We start from the raw sequence: 18,563 nt of genomic DNA, 5'->3' as shown, positions 1-18,563 counted from the left end.
AAGTAATAATTCCAAAATTTTAGATCAGAAATAGGTTCATTTATGGCAACACCAATCGTCATTGCAAAAAAAACATCTGATACAACACAAGACATCGTTTTACATTCTCAATTTGCCAACCGTCACGGACTGATCGCAGGCGCAACAGGTACAGGAAAAACGATCACCCTCAAAGTCCTCGCCGAAAGCTTTTCCCGAATTGGTGTACCCGTCCTCCTCGCCGATGCTAAAGGTGACGTATCCAGTATCGCAAAAGCAGGTGCAAGTAACCCCAAGTTTGATGAGCGTATCAAAAGCTTAGGAGTTGACAGTATTACCTTTACAGCATCACCTACGATTTTTTGGGATTTATTTGGTGAGCAAGGTCATCCGATTCGTACAACTGTTTCTGAAATCGGTCCTTTACTCCTTGCACAGATGTTAAATTTAAATGAAACGCAAGAAGGTGTGTTATCTGCAGTATTTCGTGTCGCTGATGACCAAGGTTTACTCCTCATCGACTTTAAAGACCTCAAAGCGATGCTGACTTATGTCAGTGAAAATGCAGCTGATTTAAAAGCAGAATATGGCAACTTATCTCCAGCCAGTCTCGGTGCGATTCAACGTAATTTATTGGCACTTGGTGATCAAGGCGGAGAGCGTTTCTTTGGCGAACCCAGTTTAGACATTATGGATTTTATCCAAACCGATACTCATGGGCATGGTTATATCAATTTACTCGCTGCTGATAAATTGATGAATACCCCAAAACTCTATGCCACATTCTTACTTTGGATGCTATCTGAGTTATTTGAAAAATTACCTAAAGTCGGTGACATGGATAAGCCAAAACTGGTATTTTTCTTTGATGAGGCGCATTTATTATTTAATAATGCAAGTCCCGCATTACAAGAAAAAATTCAGCAAGTCGTGCGCTTGATTCGTTCTAAAGGGGTGGGAATTTATTTTATTAGTCAAAGTCCACTAGACATTCCCGAAGATGTACTTGGACAATTAGGCAATCGTGTACAACATGCATTACGTGCATTCACCCCAAAAGATCAAAAAGCAGTAAAAACTGCTGCTGATACTTTTCGTGCTAATCCAGAGTTTAAAGTTGACCAAGCCATTACCGAGCTCGCTGTCGGTGAAGCCCTCATTAGCTGCTTAGATGAGCAAGGCACACCTCAAGTGGTTGAACGTGGTATGGTCATGCCGCCCTACTCTGCTTTTAGCCCAATCACACTCGATGAACGCAAAGCACTCATGACACAAAGTATTGTCGCAGGCGTCTATGACACTGAAGTCGATCGTGACAGTGCTTATGAAATGCTACAGCGTAAAGTTGCAAATCAAGCACAAGAAAAAATTGCATTTGAACTCGCAGCACAGCAAGCAAAACAACTTGAGGAAATCACTAAGCAACAACTCAAACAACAGGAAGCCATAGAAAAACAACAAGCCAAAGAACAAGAGCGCCTTGCCAAAGAACAACAAAAGGAAGCAGAACGTGCTGCAAAACAACGTGAAAAAATAACCCAAGATATTGTGGGAACTTTTGCTAAAAGTGCAGCACGTAGTTTAGGTGGCAGCACAGGTCAGAAAATTGTACGTGGTTTGCTAGGCTCTCTATTTGGTGGAAAATAAATTCACACTTTTGAGATATAAAGTACGATTAAATAAGGAATAATTTATTATTCCTTATTTTTTTCATGGTTTTTATTTTAAAGAGGCTTGCAATTTAAATATTAAAGATGTATTTTAAATATATCTTATAAAGCCAGATAAAAAGGTCTAGCCATGACACCACAACATATCGAACTCGTAAAATCTACTGTACCTGTGCTTCGTGAAAATGGCGTTGCATTGACTCAATATTTTTATAACCGCATGCTGACCAACAATCCTGATCTGAAAAATGTATTTAACATGGATCATCAAAGCAGTGGTCGCCAACCACGTGCGCTTGCTGCGGCAGTTTTGGCTTATGCAGAAAATATCGAAAACCCAAGCGTTTTAGCTAAAGCAATTGAACACATTACAACAAAACATGTCAGCTTAAATATTCAAGCAGATCAATATGCAATTGTCGGGGAAAACCTTTTACACTCAATCAGTGAAGTTTTAAATGTTCCTTTTGAATCAGACCTAATCGCTGCATGGAAAGAAGCATACTTACAACTGGCAGATATTTTGATTAATGTTGAAAAAGCCAAATATGATGGCTTAGCAACACAAAATGGCGGTTGGGCTGGCTGGCGTGAATTTGAAATTACAGCAGTAGAAACAACAGAAATCGGTAAAAAATTCACTTTAAAAGCCAAAGATGGCAATGGCATTCCTGCTGCTGAAGCGAGTCAATACATTTCAGTCAAAGTACAAGTGCCAAATCACAGCATCCAACAACCACAACAGTTTACTTTGCAGCAGCACAAAACGATGCTGAATATCAAATTGAAGTAAAACCTGTAGAAACTGCGACTGAATATTCTGTTGCTAATATTTTACTGGAAAATTACAACATCGGTGACACAGTACAAGTGACTGCACCATTAAAAGGCTAATGCTGACTCAATATACTTAAATAGGTCAGACTATGTTTGACCTATTTGCTTCATTCAAAAACTCTGATACTTTTCAAGTTTTCTTTCAACAATCTATTTTTAATCAAGTTTTATAGCCGATAAATTCAGTCGGATTTATTTTCAGATTCTTTTGCTTTCAACAAATTTCACGTTAACATAGTTTTAAATTTAGCAACCGAAAGTACTATGCAGTTAAATAAATTTACGGATTATGCACTCCGTCTCGTCTTATACACAGCAAGACCTCGAGAGACACCGTATACCATTGCGGAAATTGCTAAAGACCTGCACGTTTCAGAAAACCATTTGGTCAAAATTGTACATTTCATGGCAAAAAAAGATTGGCTCATCACCACTCGTGGTAAAGGTGGAGGCATTCGTTTAAATCCTAATGTACACACTTTAAAACTCGGTGCGATGGTGCGTATTTTACAAGGCGAAGTTCCAATCGTAGAATGCAATACTCCACCTTGTGTTCTACGCAGCAATTGCGGATTAAAAGGCATTTTAGATCAGGCTGTTGAACAGTTTTATCAAATATTAGATCAATATACTGTTGCTGATGTTTTGAATCGTTCCAATGGCGCAACACCTTCTCATAATTCACCAATTGAATTAATCCAACTTGGATAAGGGTTTTAATTCGGATCAATGACTGAATTTATTGCAAGAAATTCGTCAGACTCAATCTGATCATTTATACTAGGCATAATTTTTAGTTTGAAGTTGAATTATGCATCGCAGCAGTGGAAAGTCGAAAAACAGTAAAACAGCAAATGCACCTCGGCAGAAAATTAGCTACGAAAAAAAAGTGGATTCGGCTATTTCTGAATATGCAGGCACAGCACTCAAGTGGCTACATAAAGCTGAGTTTTTAATGAGTGCTCCAAAGCTCGATTTGTGCGTAGAAGACACAGGTTATGAGGTCGCATTTGCAGGTCGCTCAAATGCAGGAAAATCGAGCGCAATCAACACCATTACCAATCAAAAACAGCTTGCACGTGCCTCGAAACGACCTGGTCGTACCCAAATGATCAACTTTTTCAGTTTGGGAAATCCAGATCAACGCTTAGTGGACTTACCTGGTTATGGTTATGCCGCTGTTCCTGAAGCGATGAAAATCGTATGGCAAAAAGAGCTTGAAAATTACCTGATTCATCGTCAAAGCCTACAAGGCTTAATTTTACTGATGGATATTCGTCATCCTTTACAACATTTTGATGTGATGATGTTGGAATGGGCGTATTCTCGTCAGTTATTTGTGCATGTCTTACTCACCAAGTCAGACAAACTCAATCGTGGTCCTGCCAACAAAGCCTTGTTAGAAGTCAAACAAGAATTGAAGAAAATGAAACTCAGTTTCTCTATTCAATTGTTCTCATCGTTAAATAAAGAAGGCTTAGAAGAACTCGCAAGTGTCATGGGTGGACGTTTAAACTTCACGTTGGATAACCCAACGGGCTTTGACTTAGACAGTATTCCCGAAATCTCTGAAGATGATTTAGATACTGATCTGGATGATGTAGAAAATGAGTTAGATGAAGCTGATTTAACAGAATTTGATGAAAATTTAGAGAATGATGCCAATAAATAAAATAATTTTGTAATTGTCCGACCAAATACATCACCTATTGATAACGGAATGTCCTAAATTGCTAATAACTATTTAGGACATTTTTTTATACTAAATAATATAGAATGTGTAGTAACAGATTAAAAAAATTAGGACACTGTGATGAAATTATTATCGAAATTAAAAAACAGTAAGATTGGATCGTCTATTCAGTATCATATCAAACCTCGTAAAGTGAAGTTCGAATGGCAAGATACTCCGATTGATTGGATTCCAAATCAGCCATTTACCAGTTATTTCATTAATGAAATTAACAACATTCTACCTGCGGGTGAGTTTTGGTTCTGCCGTTTATACAACCGTGTATTGCCTAAAGTGACTGATGAAAAATTGGCTGAGGATGTTCGTGCATTCATTCGCCAAGAAGCTATGCATGCTCAAGCCCATGTTTCTGCAAATAAAGAATACCTCACTGTACGTAACATCGATATTCAACGTAATTTAGATGTGATGGATTTCCTTTTTGGAAAATTACTGGCAGATAAGCCATTTGGTCTTAATGTTCCAAAAGCCCTTGATCATCAATGGGATTTATTCCGTGTTGGTATTGTGGCAACCGTAGAACATATGACCTGTGTACTCGGAAAATATGCACTTTACAACACCCAATGGGAAAAGTTAGGTGCAGATCCAAATATGCTTGATTTAATCAAATGGCATGGTGCAGAAGAAATTGAACACCGCACAGTTGCATTTGATTTATATCGCCACTTAGGTGGAGGTTATATTTCGCGTTATTATCAAAGTGTTATCGCAATCGTTGCCATTTTAGCACTGTGGGTAGATGGTGCTGCGCATATCATGGGACAAGATCCACGTTTTGCAGATAAGAAACCTGCCTTTTATAAGCCTTGGATTTGGCGTGAATGGGCAGCGATTGCACAAAAAGACAATCGCATCATGCCTCACCCTTTCTGGTTAATTTCACAACAACTCAGCTACTTAATGCCGTGGTATGATCCTGTGCATGAAGCGAAGACCGAAGATGCTATTGCATATTTAGATCAGTCTCCTGCTGCAAAACGTGCTTTACCGAAAGTAGCAGCATAAATTTAAAATAAACATCTTTCAGTATAAAACCAAATAAAAAAGCAGGATTTATATCCTGCTTTTTTTATCGAATCACCCATCAATACTTGATGGTTGGCTTTCCATATTACGTGTATGACGATCAACAACTACACTAATCATCATATCTCCCTGAACATTCACTACAGTACGTACTGTATCAAGCAAACGGTCGATTGGCAGTAAAATTGCTATCGCTTCTGCAGGCAGTCCAACCGACTGCAACACCATGATCATCGTCACCATCCCTGCGCTTGGAATCCCTGGTGCACCCAATGAAGCAATCATCGCTGTCAAACAAACTATGATTTGCTGCCCAATACTCAAGTCCAAGCCCATTAGATTTGCAATAAATAACGCAGCTGCAGCTTCATATAACGCAGTACCATCCATATTGAGCTGTGTGCCAAGTGGAATAACAAAGCCTGCTGTTTGTGGTCGTACACCTAAATTTTCCTGTGCACATTTCATTGAAAGCGGCATAGTTGCCGAACTTGAACTTGTTGCAAATGCAGTGATCAGCGCTGCTCTTGTACCCTTAAAAAAGGTGATTGGGCTCATTTTTCCAAAAACCCATAATAACAATGGTAAAACTACAGCTCCATGAAAAATGGTTGTTCCTGTCACCACCGCAGCAAATTCAGCTAAACGGCTCAAAATCGAAATATCTTCAGTTGAAATCAACTTTGCCAATAATGCAAAAATTCCAATTGGTGCAAGTTTCATGACCCAACTGACGAGCAACATCATCACTTCAAAAAATTGCAGACTTAAACTACGAATACTTTTAAACTTCTCGCCACCTTTGACCAATGCAGCACCCAAAAAAAGCGCAAAAACCACCACCGCAAGGACATTACCTTCTGCAAATGCTTTAAAAGGATTGATTAAGGTATTTTGAATAAAATTGGTGAAAAATGAGCTTGGTGTTAAGGTATCTGGAGTTTGATGACTATTCATTGCATCTTGAAATAGTGCAATGTCTACCCCCTTACCAACATCAAATAAATGAGCACAGGTTAAACCTAAAATGAGTGCCAAAGTTGTTGTGGTTACACAACAGGCTAAGGTGATTTTCCATGTGCGACTCAGCTGCCCACCTGCTTGCAAATTAGAAACACCCACCACGATCGAGCTAAAAATCAAGGGCACAAGCAGCATTTTTAGCAAACCAATAAAAATACTACTGGCAATACCAAGTATATAAATACTACTATCAAAAAATTGTGTTTCGGGAAACTGATTCAGAAAGAAACCAAATGCAATTCCTAATATTGCAGCAATCAATATTTGCGTATTTAAGCTCATCTTCACTGACTATTTTTCTTAAATTAGCTGCACTATGCCATTGAAAGCATGAACAATCGAGCATTTTTTGTGACAAGTCTTGCATTAAAAATGCAAAAGCCATCAAGGATTGATGGCTAAATATATATTTTTATAAATAAAAATCTTAACGCTGCTCAATTTCACGCATACGCATCAAACCTTCTTGCACTGTACTACAAACCAGTTCACCATTTTGCCACATACGTCCATGATTCAAACCACGTGAGCTTGCTGTCACTGTCGCATCCATATCATAAAGCATCCATTCATCTGCTTTGACAGGTTTATGGAAATAAATCGCATGGTCAATACTGGCAATCTGAATGCTTGGTGTGAGATAACTAACGCCATGTGGGCGTAATGCTGTCACCATAAATGAATAATCTGAATAAAATGCCACAATCGACTGATTTAAAGCCACATCATCTGCAAGTTGTTGTGGCAGCTTTTCATAAGTTTTCATATAAAATGCATTTAACGGCGCTTCAGGCTGTGGCTGAAATGGATTGCCAATATTAATCGGTTTAATTTCCACTTGGCGTGGACGCATAAATGCAGCACGAATATTTTCAGGAATAAAATTAATTAAATTTTCTTTTAATTCCTGTTCTGATTTTAATTCATCAGGTGCTGGATAATCAGGTTCATCAACTTGATAATTTAAGCCTTCCTCAGGCGTTGCAAATGACACCATCGCTGAAAAAATGGTGCGCCCATGCTGAATGGCACGCACTTGGCGGCTTAAAAAGCTTTTACCATCACGTAGCTTATCCACTTCATAAATGATTGGCGCATTAATATCACCACCATAAAGGAAATACGCATGCATCGAATGTGCAGGTCGATCCGCAGTATAAGATGCTGCACGCAATGCTTGACCAAGCACTTGCCCACCAAAAACACGTTTACCTACCAGATTACGGCTTTGTCCACGAAAGATATGTTCTTCAAGCTTTTCCAGTGTAAGTAAATCTACGAGATCTTGGGTTAAAGCATTCATATAAAACCTATTCTTATTTAGGCGATAGTGCAGTAAAATTCTCACTTATGCCTGAAACTTTAGATAATGGATGCTATTTTGCCATAATTTCAAAGTAATTGACTAAAGTTTCATAAACAATGTCGTCACTTATTTTTTTGTTATAATTCTTAAAAATACGATTTTTAACGATAAAATTGCATACGATTGTCATGATTTATCAGAAAATGACATAGGATTGTATGGTAATTTTTAAATATTTTAATAGTCTTACCACACACAATATGTCTAGGTGCTAGGAGTAAATATGTCCAAGAATGGTTTTGGTCAACTGTATCGTCGGCTTTCCAGTAAGCTACTTGACCTCGTGGTCACACCACATGTTCTTGGAGAAGTTCCGACAGCAGAAACGACCCTCTTAGACAATGAAAATAATACTAATCCTGCTGCAACACCGACACAAAAAGTTGTGTGCTATGTCTTGCAGAATTATTCACGTAGTAATGCCTTAGTTGTGGATGCAGAAACACGCCGTTTAAAATTACAACCTGCTCTTGATCCAATTCAGCTTGCGGGACAGCATGAAAAAGCGGCTGTAGTCTTTTTACAAAATACAGATGATACGCAATTCTTAGGACAACATAGTCATGCTTTCCCACCTCGTCTGGTACGTTTAATTGAGTTTATTGAACAACATCCCGATGTTGATGTTGAACTGATTCCTGTAACGATCCTCTGGGGGCGTTCACCTGACAAAGAAGACTCACTATTAAAACTTTTATTTACTGACACTTGGGCAACACCAAGCAAAGTCAAACAGCTCATGAATATTGGTTTGCATGGACGAGAGTCTTATTTAGAGTTTCATGCACCACAATCTTTAACAGATTTATTTAACTATGCAAAAACACAGCATCCTAATATTTCTCCTGCGACCTATATTGTCAATCAACTGAATGATTATTTAGATCAGCAACGTGAAGTGGTACTTGGTCCAGATTTATCAGACCGCCGTAATGTGATGCAATCTTTAATCAAATCTCCTGATGTACAGGATGCCATTCGTAAAGAAAGTATCCGTTCAAAAATCAGTATGATCGAAGCAGAACGTAAAGCTGTGGGCTTTGTCAATGAAATTGCTTCGGATTATTCTGCATCTGCGGTACGTTTTGCGGATATGGCACTGACTCGTTTATGGACACAGCTCTATGACGGTGTGGAAGTGCATAACTTCAGTACCGTGCGTGAATTGGTCAAAGACTATGAAGTGATTTACACACCTTGCCATCGCAGTCACATCGACTATTTATTATTGTCTTATGTGATTTATAAGCGTGGTTTGATGGTACCGTATATTGCTGCGGGTGATAACCTGAACATGCCATTTGTTGGTCAATTATTGCGTGGTGGTGGTGCGTTCTTTATTCGCCGTTCTTTCCGTGGTAATGCACTGTACACCTCAGTATTTAAAGAATATTTATTCAGCATCTTGTCCCGCAACACCCCACTCGAATATTTCATCGAAGGTGGTCGTTCACGTACTGGTCGTTTGCTTCCACCAAAAACAGGGATGTTAGCGATGACCGTACATGGTCATTTACGTGGTCGTGCCAAGCCGATTGTATTTATTCCAACTTACGTGGGTTATGAGCGTTTGATGGAAGGCGCAACCTATGTCGGTGAGATGAATGGTAAAGCCAAAGAATCTGAATCGATTTGGGGTATTGTTCAAACCTTGAAAAAGATTGAACGTATCTTCGGTCGTGTTCACGTCAACTTCGGTGAGCCTGTTTTCTTAGATGACCTATTAAAACAACACGGCGCAGATCAGATCAAAATTGAACATAATGATGATCCGATTCCGCAAGAAATTTCAGATGCGGTGAATAGTTCTGCCAATGCGATTTTGGAAAATATCAACCGTGCGGTGGTGATTAACCCTGTTTCGTTATTGTCTTTAATTTTATTGGCAACACCGAAGCATACGCTTGATGAAGATATTTGCGTAAAGCAGCTTGATACTTATCGTAATTTATTGACTGCGATTCCGTATGATGGTCGTACGCAAGTCACTCCTCTTTCAGGTAAAGAAATCATTGCCTATGGTTTGAAACTGAAATTGATCAAGCGTGTACAACACGTATTGGGCGACATTATTGCGATTGAAGACAATCAAGCGGTATTGTTGACTTATTTCCGCAATAATATTTTACATGCCTTTGTTTTACCGTCGCTTATTGCTGCTTTGGTTGAACATAACGGTAAGATCAGTAAGGCTGATTTGTTGAATGTGATTCGTACTTTATATCCATTCTTAAAAGCTGAATTGTTCTTAAAATGGAAAGACAGTGAAATCAATGCTCAAGTTTCTGAATATATTGATGCTTTGGCACAAGCGAATTTAATTTTTGTCGATGATGAAGATTTGATTTTCTGCCCTGCACCAAACTCGGAAGATCATAATCAGTTGAAAGTCTTGGCTGCACCTGTGCGTCAAAGTCTTGAGCGTTATTACATGACTTTGGCGTTAATCACGCAACGTGGTTCGGGCAATATTTCAATTCGCCAAGTTGAAGAATTGAGTCATTTGGTCGGTCAGCGTTTGTCTGTGTTGTATGAGTTCAATTCACCTGAGTTCTTTGATAAGGCTTTGTTCCAGAGCTTTGTGAAAGTATTGACTGAACAAGGTTATATCAAGACCAATGAAGATCATGCGATTGTGTTTGATGCGCAATTCCGTAATGTGGCACAATATGCCAACTTAGTGTTGGATGATGTGACTTTGCAAATGTTGCAACATATCACCTCATTTACGGATGATGAGTTAAAAGAAGCTTTGGATGCTTTAGCTGCGCAACAAGCGAAGAAACGTTTGAAACGGAAGAAGAAGTAAGATTAAGTAATTTTAAACGTTAAGCTAGTAGCTTAGCGTTTAATTTTTTATAAAAGAATATTTATGCTGAAGCCGAACAAAAAATGATGATTTAGTTAAATTTAATCAAATAACTACTATAATTAAATCATTAACTTTGAGAAATTATTATGGGAAATATTACTGATAAAAATTTAAAAATATTATGGGGTGCATCTGGTAATCTCTGTGCTTTCCCAGAATGTAATATAGAAATTACAGCCTTATCTGAAAATGAAGGTTATACCTTAGGTGAAATGGCTCATATTAAAGGAGATAAAAAAGGTTCTTGTCGATATGATCCAGACCAAACAGATTTGGAAAGAAATAGTCATAAAAATTTGGTTTTGCTCTGCCCTACACATCATACTATCATTGATAAACCTGAAAATTTAAATATTTATACTGTAGACTTTCTTATGAAAATAAAGGAAGACCATCTAGCAAATGTCAAAGCTAAATTAAAGGTTGATGAAATATTTAATATCAGTGCTTTGAAAGATAAAATCGCTCCATACTTGACAGATAATCATACAAATTGGGCTGAATACGGTCCTCTATCTGAGAAAGCTAGACGTAATCCTCACAACACTAAGCTACATAAAATTTGGCTACACATTCGCTTGGAAAAAATAATACCAAACAATAGAGCCATATTAGAATTACTAAAAATAAACCGTAATTTGTTCAAAACTAATGACCAACAAACTATTAGTGACTTTATTACTCATGTAGAAAGCTATGAAAACTGGGTGTTAAGCGACAACACTTATGAAACGGTTAAACCATTTCCATCAGCCTTTAATAAATTAATTTGTGGATAAAAATATTATGCCAACAGCTAACATTGATTTCCCTTGGATGAGCTATTATGGGAACTATAATAGTTTTAAAAGAAAAATTAGTAATCACAACAAAGTGATAAATGTAGTAGAAGTTGATGTAGCTAACGGGCTATTCGATATAATACAAGAAAATCGAACTTTAAGAATTTTTATATGTGAATGCTATTCCTTTGGTGTTGCCGAATATGAAGAGGCTTTAGAACATTTTGAAAATCTTGATGCTATTATCATTAATTCAACATGGTGTGAATATACACCAGAGGTAAAAGAATACTGTAAAGAACAAAGGAAAGGCGTATTTAATCTTTCAGAATTTTTTGGTGCTATTAATTTCCCTTCATTCTGGAATTACGTCTCCCCTGATGAAAGATAATAATGAAAATGAGATATTGAAAATATACGGGTTTGGTTCTTATTTTAATGGAGCCAAAAATTTCAATGACATAGATTTTCTAATTATTCATCCAACAATTAACAAGCCTTCATGTTTAGCTGCAATAGAATGCAAGGCATTGCTTTTAAAAAAGATCATGAAATCACACATTTCTATTTTATCTATTAAAGAAAATGAGTCTATACATTTTATTAAAAAAAGTAATGCATATTTATTAGGTGAAATAAATGTTAGCAATATGGAAGCTGACTTAAATAAAATTGTAGATGCTATAGTTCGGAACATTAATTAAATCTTTAATTGGAATAGTTCAAACCATCTTTGCAAAAATCTTCTTCCCTGTCTCCCTTTCACTCTCCAAAACCAACTTAGGCAAACCCAACTCACGTTGAATCTTTAAAATCATTTCATGCAAAGGTTGTGGCTTGTTATTGGTACAAATATAAGATTTTTCAGGACGTTCCACGTGAAGTAAATACGCTAAGAAACTCGCTAGATCATCAATATGAATTCGATTCGACCAATGAATATTTGGATAACTTCTCGTGATTTCAGCAAGCTTCGCCATTCTCGCAGTCGAAGTGCCATAAATCCCTGTTGGACGTACAATCACACACTGCTCAGGATAAGCCTGTTGCCACAGTTGCTCCATTTTCAAAAGCAATTCCCCCTGCTCATCACTCGGAATCGCAGGTGAATCATCATTGATGACTTCACCATGATTCTCTCCATAAACACGAGTCGATGACACCACGATGATTCGTTGAACAGGATGATTTTTTAAAGCACTTACAATTGGCTGAACAGAATCTACATAAGTCTGTTGATAGGCTTCAACTGAATTTAAAGCCGTATTTCGAGATGGCGCAAGAAGCACATAAACCGCATCAACAGGTTGAATCTTTGACAAATCAAGTTGCTGAATATCCTGAATCAAGTGCTCCACAAAATCATCCTCTTTCGGACTACGACTCACTGTGGTAATTTGGTGATCTTGTTGAAATAATTGTTTAGCAACACGCTGCGATGTTTTACCATAACCGATAAATAGAATATGCATCAAACGACCTATTCTGAACACTGATCTATGACGATCAATTAAACCTAAGTTGAGGGGACATGGCTGCCGTCCATCAATTGCAAGGGGTTGGCAATGCCGCCGCTGCGCTACTTGAAAAACTAAATATATTCACCACAGACGACCTGTTGTTTCATCTGCCCCGTGACTATGAAGATCGTAGCACAATCATTGCCATGAACCAATTACAGGTTGGTCGAAGCTATCTCATGGAAGGCGTGGTCAAATCCATTGACATGCCACCCGGAAAGCGCAAGTCGATGGCGATTCTATTGCAGGATGATTACGGTAAAGTCACCTTACGCTTTTATCATATTTATAAAGCACTCATGGATCGAGCCAAAGCAGGCAATCGTTTAAGAATCTTTGGTGAAGTCCGTGTTGGTGCGCGTGGTTTAGAGCTTTATCATCCTGAAATACAGCTCATTACCGAACATACGCCTTTACCGCAAACTGAATTGACCGCGATTTATCCTGCAACGGACGGTTTAACTCAGCCGAAACTACGTGAATACGTCAAACAGGCACTGAATCATCATGCCGATGACCTGCCTGAATTGTTACCTGAAAAATTCACCAATGGTTATGCACTCAATCAAGCATTGGAATATATTCACCATCCTCCTGTCGATGCCAATATGTTGCAACTGTCGCAAGGTTCACACCCTGCACAGCAACGTTTGATTTTTGAAGAATTGGTCGCACATCAAATCAGTTTACTGACCCGCCGTGCTTATATTCAGCAAATCACAGCGCCATCATTTTCCTATAGCAAAAGCTTTGCTAAACAGCTTTTAGCAAGCCTACCTTTTGAAATGACCAATGCTCAAAAGCGTGTATCCAATGAAATTGCCAAAGACTTAAAACAGAACAAACCCATGTTACGCCTTGTACAAGGGGATGTAGGTGCAGGCAAAACATTGGTTGCAGGCGTGGCTGCCTGTCATGCCTTGGAAGAAGGTTGGCAAGTCGCACTGATGGCACCAACTGAGATTTTAGCGGAACAACATTATCTAAACTTTAAAAAATGGTTTGAGCCATTGGGTTTAAATGTTTCATGGCTTTCAGGCAAACAAAAAGGCAAAGCCCGAACCGCAGCAGAACAAACCCTTAAAGATGGTACAGCGAATGTCATTGTGGGAACACATGCGCTTTTTCAGGACAATGTCGAATTTGCCAAACTCGGTTTAGTGATCATTGATGAACAACATCGTTTTGGGGTAGATCAGCGTTTAGCATTACGCAATAAAGGCGTGGACAATACTACCCCACATCAACTGGTGATGACAGCAACACCTATTCCTCGTACTTTAGCCATGTCTACTTATGGTGACTTGGATACTTCGGTGATTGATGAACTCCCTCCTGGACGTACCCCAATTCAAACCGTGACTATTCCACTTGATCGTCGTGAAGAAGTCTTACAGCGTATCGCCAAAAACTGTGCTGAGGGCAAACAAGCCTATTGGGTCTGTACCCTCGTTGAGCAATCTGAAACATTAGATGCTCAAGCCGCAGAAGCAACCTATGCAGAAATTAAAGATAGCTTTCCTGAACTGAATATTGGACTTGTGCATGGCAAAATGAAAGCCGATGAAAAACAATCAGTCATGCAACAATTTAAAGACAATGAATTGCAGCTTTTGATCGCAACTACAGTCATTGAAGTCGGTGTCGATGTGCCCAATGCCTCAATTATGGTCATTGAAAATGCGGAGCGTCTAGGGCTTTCACAATTGCACCAATTACGTGGACGTGTCGGACGTGGTGCAACAGCAAGTTTCTGCGCCCTGCTTTATAAAAATCCACTGTCGCAAAATGGACAGGAACGTTTACGCATCATGCGAGAAACCAACGATGGTTTTATCATTGCGGAAAAAGATTTAGAAATTCGTGGACCGGGTGAATTACTTGGAACGAAGCAAACGGGAGATATGGGCTTCCGTGTGGCAAAACTGGAACGAGATGATCATTTACTCAGTCAAGCTCACCATGTCGCACAACAAGTTTTAAAAGACTATCCTGAAAATGCTGAAGCCTTGTTAAAGCGATGGTTACCTGAAGCACCAAGATATGCGTATGTGTGATTTAACAAACAGAACTTAATATTAGAAACCTCGAGTAATTTTGCTATCGCGTAAGGCGACATGGATGTCGCCGTCAGGCAAGGGTGATATGGATATCCCCTTTGCCTGACAAAGGATTTTTGTAACTTTTGATCCTTCAAAAGTTAGGCATCGCCTACACAAATACACTTCAACTTTTATCTGAAATATGTGGCTGTGCTAATTCATTATCAATCAATATACCTCAAATTCAAGAATAGATTTATAAGTTCAGTATAGCTATTATTAGAATGGTCAAATCATAAAAAATCAGAATAAAATGCTCCAATTCATCAACCAACTACTCCACAAAGGCGTACAAAGTATCTCCCCTTGCCTACTCTGTGGCATAGACCGCCAACAACAGCATTCACTCTGCACAGACTGTTGGGAACAACTGCCGTGGTACAAACAACACATCGCACGTCATGAACACAGCATCCTTTGCGCACATCATTACGACTTCCCGATTGATCGAATTATTCAAACCTACAAATACGAACAGCAACTACAATATCAAAACCTACTCGCACACAGCCTACTCAATTTAAGAATTCCCAAAGTCCACGCCATTGTCCCTATGCCTATTTCCACAGAACGATTAATCGAGCGTGGTTATAACCAAATGTTGATCATTGCTAACATCATGGCAAAAGAACTGAAAATTCCCGTATGGCAACCCGTGATTCGAGCAGCACAGCATTCACAAAAAGGCTTAAGCCGGATCGAACGACTGGAAAATATTGAAGATCAATTTCAAATTATTACGACCGAAAAAAGAAAATATAAAAAAGTACTGATTATTGATGATGTAGTCACAACAGGAAGTTCGATTCATGCACTGAGCCAAGCTTTAGAAAAACTCGGCTGTCAGCAGATTTATACCGCATGTATTGCAGCAGGAGGAATTAAACAATCATCTCAACTTGAAGAATCAGAAATCGATGCACAAGAAAATAATTAAGCCAGATTTGCTTTACACCACGGAATCACAACTTCTTTGGTTAATGGTGCAAGTAAGGTCTGCTCATCATTCAGATCAATCCATTTCATCTCAGCAATTTCTGCATCAATTTTGGGTGCTTGATCAAGATTGACCTGATACACATAGCTCACTAACTGATGCCCTGCTTCATTGGCAGCCCGTGTTTCAAAACGCCCAACAAATTGCTCAATTTCAGCCTTTGAACCAATCTCTTCCGCAATTTCACGAATCATGGTCTGTTCAGGCGCTTCATTTGGCTCAAGCTTGCCACCGACTTGCATAAAAAACTGCGTATTTTTCTTGCGTACAAGTAACAATTGATTATGTTGATTCAGAATAATGGCAGCAGCAACAGTAATAACATTCATAAAATAAAGAAAAACAAAAAAACACAATATATTGTGATATCAATTTTAAAATTAATCAATATATTGTGTTTCAAACTCAAAAAAGTCGCCAACTCTGTTCTTTATGTTAAATTAACCAAACTTTTTATCAGCTTGCTCCAATTTCACCAATTCTTCACGATCTTTAACACCCCATTTCGGTTCAGGTGCTTGATATTGTTCAAACTGTACCAAAATCTCATCTAAAGATGCTGAATGAATCAATTGATCGGTAAAACGTGCTTTCGAGAAGCCTTTGTCTGTTGTGAGTTGGATGAATTTTAATAAATCATCATAAAAACCTTCGACATTTAGAAACGCACACGGTTTTAAATGAATACCAAGTTGCGCCCATGTCCATTGCTCAAAAATTTCTTCGATTGTTCCTGCACCACCTGGTAGAGCAATAAATCCATCTGAAAGCTCAGACATTTTGGTTTTTCGTTCATGCATATTTTTTACAATATACAATTCTGTTAAATCTGGATGTGCAAGCTCTCGATCCACCAACCCTTGTGGAATGACACCGATCACCTTGCCACCTGCTGCCAGTGCACTGTCAGCAACAATGCCCATTAAGCCAGAACGCCCACCACCATAGACCAATGTTTTACCTTGCTTGGCGATAGTTTCGCCAGTCAGCTTTGCAGTATCTGCAAAAATTTGATCTGTACCGAGAGATGAACCACAAAAAATTGCAATAGAATTCATAAATTTAACCTATTTTAAATTTTATTATGCAACAATTGTAAAATGTATCACAAATTTTTTTTTACAAAAGAGCAATGTAATCCGTGTTTTTACTGAAATCCTTGTCTAAAATACACGCATTGATTGAACACTACAGCGCAAGGGAGAAAAGACACTATGCTTGAAGCCTTTTACGCCACTGAGCGCGGTAGCTTAGAAGACGCCACCATTAATGGTGGATTTGATCTACATCCTGAACTGGTCTGGATTGATCTTATTGCGCCTTCACAAGAAGAACAAGAGTGGGTTTTAGATGCCTACGAACAAAATTTTCCAACACTAAAATCACTGGAAGACATTTCTTCTTCCGCTCGATTCTATCGTGATGATGATGGCATTTTGCATATCAGCACCTATTTTTTAACCAAAAATAAAAATTATCAAGTCGAAGATGATCCTGAAGATTCTTCAAACATGCTTGCCAATGTGCAAACCGTGGCTTTTATTCTGCATAAAGATCGTTTATTTACTTTGCGTGGTGAAAAGCTTGTTGCATTTCGTGCTTTCCGCGCACGTGCACGACGCAATGATTATGATATTGACTACAAAGATCCAACATGGATTTTATTAGGCTTACTTGAAGCAAAACTAGATGAACTTGCGGATATTTTAGAAGATGTCCACAAAGACTTAGAGCTATACTCAACCGAAGTACTGAATGTTCGACATCGTGAACAGATTTTAGATCTAGATGACATGATTACCCGTTTAGCACAAAAAGAAGACATGATTGGAAAAGCACAGCTCTGTCTCATTGACTTACGTCGTGTTTTAACTTTTCTTTCTCGCCCTCGTGCTTTAGGCAGTCATATTTATGATGCAGATATTCGAGAGCTTAGTGAAGATGTTCGATCATTGGTTGAGCATGATGCTTTCTTATTTCAAAAAGTGCGATTCTTACTCGATACCACATCAGGATTTATTAACACCGAACAGAATGATACGATTCGTCGATTCTCTATCTTGCCAAGTATGCTTGCACCACCAATGCTGATCGCAAGTATTTATGGGATGAATACAGAAGTTTTACCTTTTGCACATGGTACAACCAGTTTTTATGTTGTCATTACTATTTTAATTGCATTCTTTGTGGGTCCACTAATTTACTTTAGATGGAAAAAATGGATTTGAGCAAGCTTTGAAGCATTGCTTCAAAGCGCAGCGCAAGAAACGTACCTTATTTATTAAACATCAATTTAAATCCAATAAAAAAGCACCTTCCGGTGCTTTTTTATTCTTACAGTCAGATTAAATTTAAATCATCCTGTAAATGGCAGGCTTGGATAATTTTCATCATTTTTTCAGGAACAGCTTTAAACTGTAAACCTTGATTCTTTGGCGTATGGCGTAACCATTGCACAAAAACAGAGAGTGCTAAAGTACTGCCTTGCTCAAGATTGGATAGGTTTACAACCAATGGAAATTTATTTTCAGACTGAATCATGTGCAGCCCCTTTAAATAAATTGCTTCCGCATTGTCATATGCAATTTTACCACTGATATGCATTTCCTGATTTTTAAACTCAATCATCCAAC

17 protein-coding genes and 1 pseudogene are annotated in these 18,563 nt (G+C 38.4%); 12 read left to right on the top strand and 6 right to left on the bottom strand.

The window, feature by feature from the left end; genetic code table 11:
- Positions 1 to 42: 42 nt before the first annotated feature.
- The 5 genes and pseudogenes from AVJ19_RS01715 to AVJ19_RS01695 all read left to right on the top strand — a co-directional run bounded on the left by AVJ19_RS01715 (position 43) and on the right by AVJ19_RS01695 (position 5,247).
- A complete protein-coding gene (locus AVJ19_RS01715; RefSeq protein WP_111858107.1) occupies positions 43 to 1,626 on the top strand; it encodes a helicase HerA-like domain-containing protein in 1,584 nt (527 codons plus the stop codon).
- 153 nt (positions 1,627 to 1,779) lie between these two features.
- Positions 1,780 to 2,543: pseudogene (locus AVJ19_RS01710) on the top strand (globin domain-containing protein).
- 207 nt (positions 2,544 to 2,750) lie between these two features.
- Positions 2,751 to 3,197, top strand: coding sequence for an RrF2 family transcriptional regulator (locus AVJ19_RS01705; RefSeq protein WP_111858106.1), 447 nt, complete (start codon positions 2,751 to 2,753; stop codon positions 3,195 to 3,197).
- 100 nt (positions 3,198 to 3,297) lie between these two features.
- Positions 3,298 to 4,158, top strand: coding sequence for a ribosome biogenesis GTP-binding protein YihA/YsxC (gene yihA, locus AVJ19_RS01700; RefSeq protein WP_111858105.1), 861 nt, complete (start codon positions 3,298 to 3,300; stop codon positions 4,156 to 4,158).
- Positions 4,159 to 4,299: 141 nt separating this feature from the next.
- Positions 4,300 to 5,247, top strand: a complete 948-nt coding sequence (locus AVJ19_RS01695) for a metal-dependent hydrolase (protein ID WP_111858104.1) — start codon at positions 4,300 to 4,302, stop codon at positions 5,245 to 5,247.
- 72 nt (positions 5,248 to 5,319) lie between these two features.
- Here AVJ19_RS01695 and AVJ19_RS01690 read toward each other — a convergent pair whose 3' ends face one another.
- Both AVJ19_RS01690 and AVJ19_RS01685 read right to left on the bottom strand, forming a co-directional pair.
- Positions 5,320 to 6,573: a dicarboxylate/amino acid:cation symporter gene (locus AVJ19_RS01690; protein ID WP_111858103.1), complete on the bottom strand. Its 1,254-nt coding sequence runs from the start codon at positions 6,571 to 6,573 to the stop codon at positions 5,320 to 5,322.
- 145 nt (positions 6,574 to 6,718) lie between these two features.
- Positions 6,719 to 7,594 (bottom strand): acyl-CoA thioesterase, encoded by an 876-nt coding sequence (locus tag AVJ19_RS01685; protein ID WP_111858102.1) that lies wholly within the window; start codon positions 7,592 to 7,594, stop codon positions 6,719 to 6,721.
- A gap of 286 nt (positions 7,595 to 7,880) precedes the next feature.
- Here AVJ19_RS01685 and plsB point away from each other — a divergent pair, with 286 nt between their 5' ends.
- The 4 genes from plsB to AVJ19_RS01665 all read left to right on the top strand — a co-directional run bounded on the left by plsB (position 7,881) and on the right by AVJ19_RS01665 (position 12,015).
- Positions 7,881 to 10,466, top strand: coding sequence for a glycerol-3-phosphate 1-O-acyltransferase PlsB (gene plsB / locus AVJ19_RS01680; RefSeq protein ID WP_111858101.1), 2,586 nt, complete (start codon positions 7,881 to 7,883; stop codon positions 10,464 to 10,466).
- Between the two features lie 149 nt (positions 10,467 to 10,615).
- Positions 10,616 to 11,308 (top strand): HNH endonuclease, encoded by a 693-nt coding sequence (locus AVJ19_RS01675; protein WP_111858100.1) that lies wholly within the window; start codon positions 10,616 to 10,618, stop codon positions 11,306 to 11,308.
- Positions 11,309 to 11,315: 7 nt separating this feature from the next.
- Positions 11,316 to 11,702, top strand: coding sequence for a hypothetical protein (locus AVJ19_RS01670; protein WP_111858099.1), 387 nt, complete (start codon positions 11,316 to 11,318; stop codon positions 11,700 to 11,702).
- Complete coding sequence (locus AVJ19_RS01665; RefSeq protein WP_111858098.1) at positions 11,692 to 12,015, top strand: hypothetical protein; 324 nt, start codon at positions 11,692 to 11,694, stop codon at positions 12,013 to 12,015. The genes AVJ19_RS01670 and AVJ19_RS01665 overlap by 11 nt, the downstream gene beginning before the upstream one ends.
- Positions 12,016 to 12,033: 18 nt before the next feature.
- On the opposite strand, the gene AVJ19_RS01660 is transcribed toward AVJ19_RS01665, so the two are convergent.
- A complete protein-coding gene (locus AVJ19_RS01660) occupies positions 12,034 to 12,783 on the bottom strand; it encodes an NAD(P)H-binding protein (protein ID WP_111858097.1) in 750 nt (249 codons plus the stop codon).
- A 59-nt stretch (positions 12,784 to 12,842) separates the two neighbouring features.
- On the opposite strand from AVJ19_RS01660, the gene recG reads away from it, so the two are divergent.
- Positions 12,843 to 14,888, top strand: coding sequence for an ATP-dependent DNA helicase RecG (gene recG, locus AVJ19_RS01655; RefSeq protein ID WP_111858096.1), 2,046 nt, complete (start codon positions 12,843 to 12,845; stop codon positions 14,886 to 14,888).
- Between the two features lie 298 nt (positions 14,889 to 15,186).
- Positions 15,187 to 15,870, top strand: coding sequence for a ComF family protein (locus AVJ19_RS01650; RefSeq protein ID WP_111858095.1), 684 nt, complete (start codon positions 15,187 to 15,189; stop codon positions 15,868 to 15,870).
- Here the strand turns inward: AVJ19_RS01650 and AVJ19_RS01645 are convergent.
- Positions 15,867 to 16,259 carry an NUDIX hydrolase gene (locus AVJ19_RS01645; protein WP_111858094.1) on the bottom strand — a complete coding sequence of 131 codons (393 nt, stop codon included), beginning with the start codon at positions 16,257 to 16,259 and terminating at the stop codon, positions 15,867 to 15,869. The genes AVJ19_RS01650 and AVJ19_RS01645 overlap by 4 nt on opposite strands.
- Before the next feature lie 111 nt (positions 16,260 to 16,370).
- On the bottom strand, positions 16,371 to 16,988 hold the full coding sequence (locus AVJ19_RS01640; RefSeq protein WP_111858093.1) for a TIGR00730 family Rossman fold protein: 618 nt from the start codon (positions 16,986 to 16,988) through the stop codon (positions 16,371 to 16,373).
- 156 nt (positions 16,989 to 17,144) lie between these two features.
- On the opposite strand from AVJ19_RS01640, the gene AVJ19_RS01635 reads away from it, so the two are divergent.
- Positions 17,145 to 18,158 carry a CorA family divalent cation transporter gene (locus AVJ19_RS01635; RefSeq protein ID WP_111858092.1) on the top strand — a complete coding sequence of 338 codons (1,014 nt, stop codon included), beginning with the start codon at positions 17,145 to 17,147 and terminating at the stop codon, positions 18,156 to 18,158.
- A 112-nt stretch (positions 18,159 to 18,270) separates the two neighbouring features.
- On the opposite strand, the gene AVJ19_RS01630 is transcribed toward AVJ19_RS01635, so the two are convergent.
- On the bottom strand, positions 18,271 to 18,558 hold the full coding sequence (locus tag AVJ19_RS01630; RefSeq protein WP_111858091.1) for an STAS domain-containing protein: 288 nt from the start codon (positions 18,556 to 18,558) through the stop codon (positions 18,271 to 18,273).
- Between the last annotated feature and the right edge of the window lie 5 nt (positions 18,559 to 18,563).

The organism is Acinetobacter sp. CFCC 10889, from assembly GCF_003268395.1.
GTDB lineage: Bacteria > Pseudomonadota > Gammaproteobacteria > Pseudomonadales > Moraxellaceae > Acinetobacter.
The sequence above is the reverse complement of the archived record's forward strand: the minus strand, read 5'-3'. Positions and strand labels throughout refer to the sequence as shown.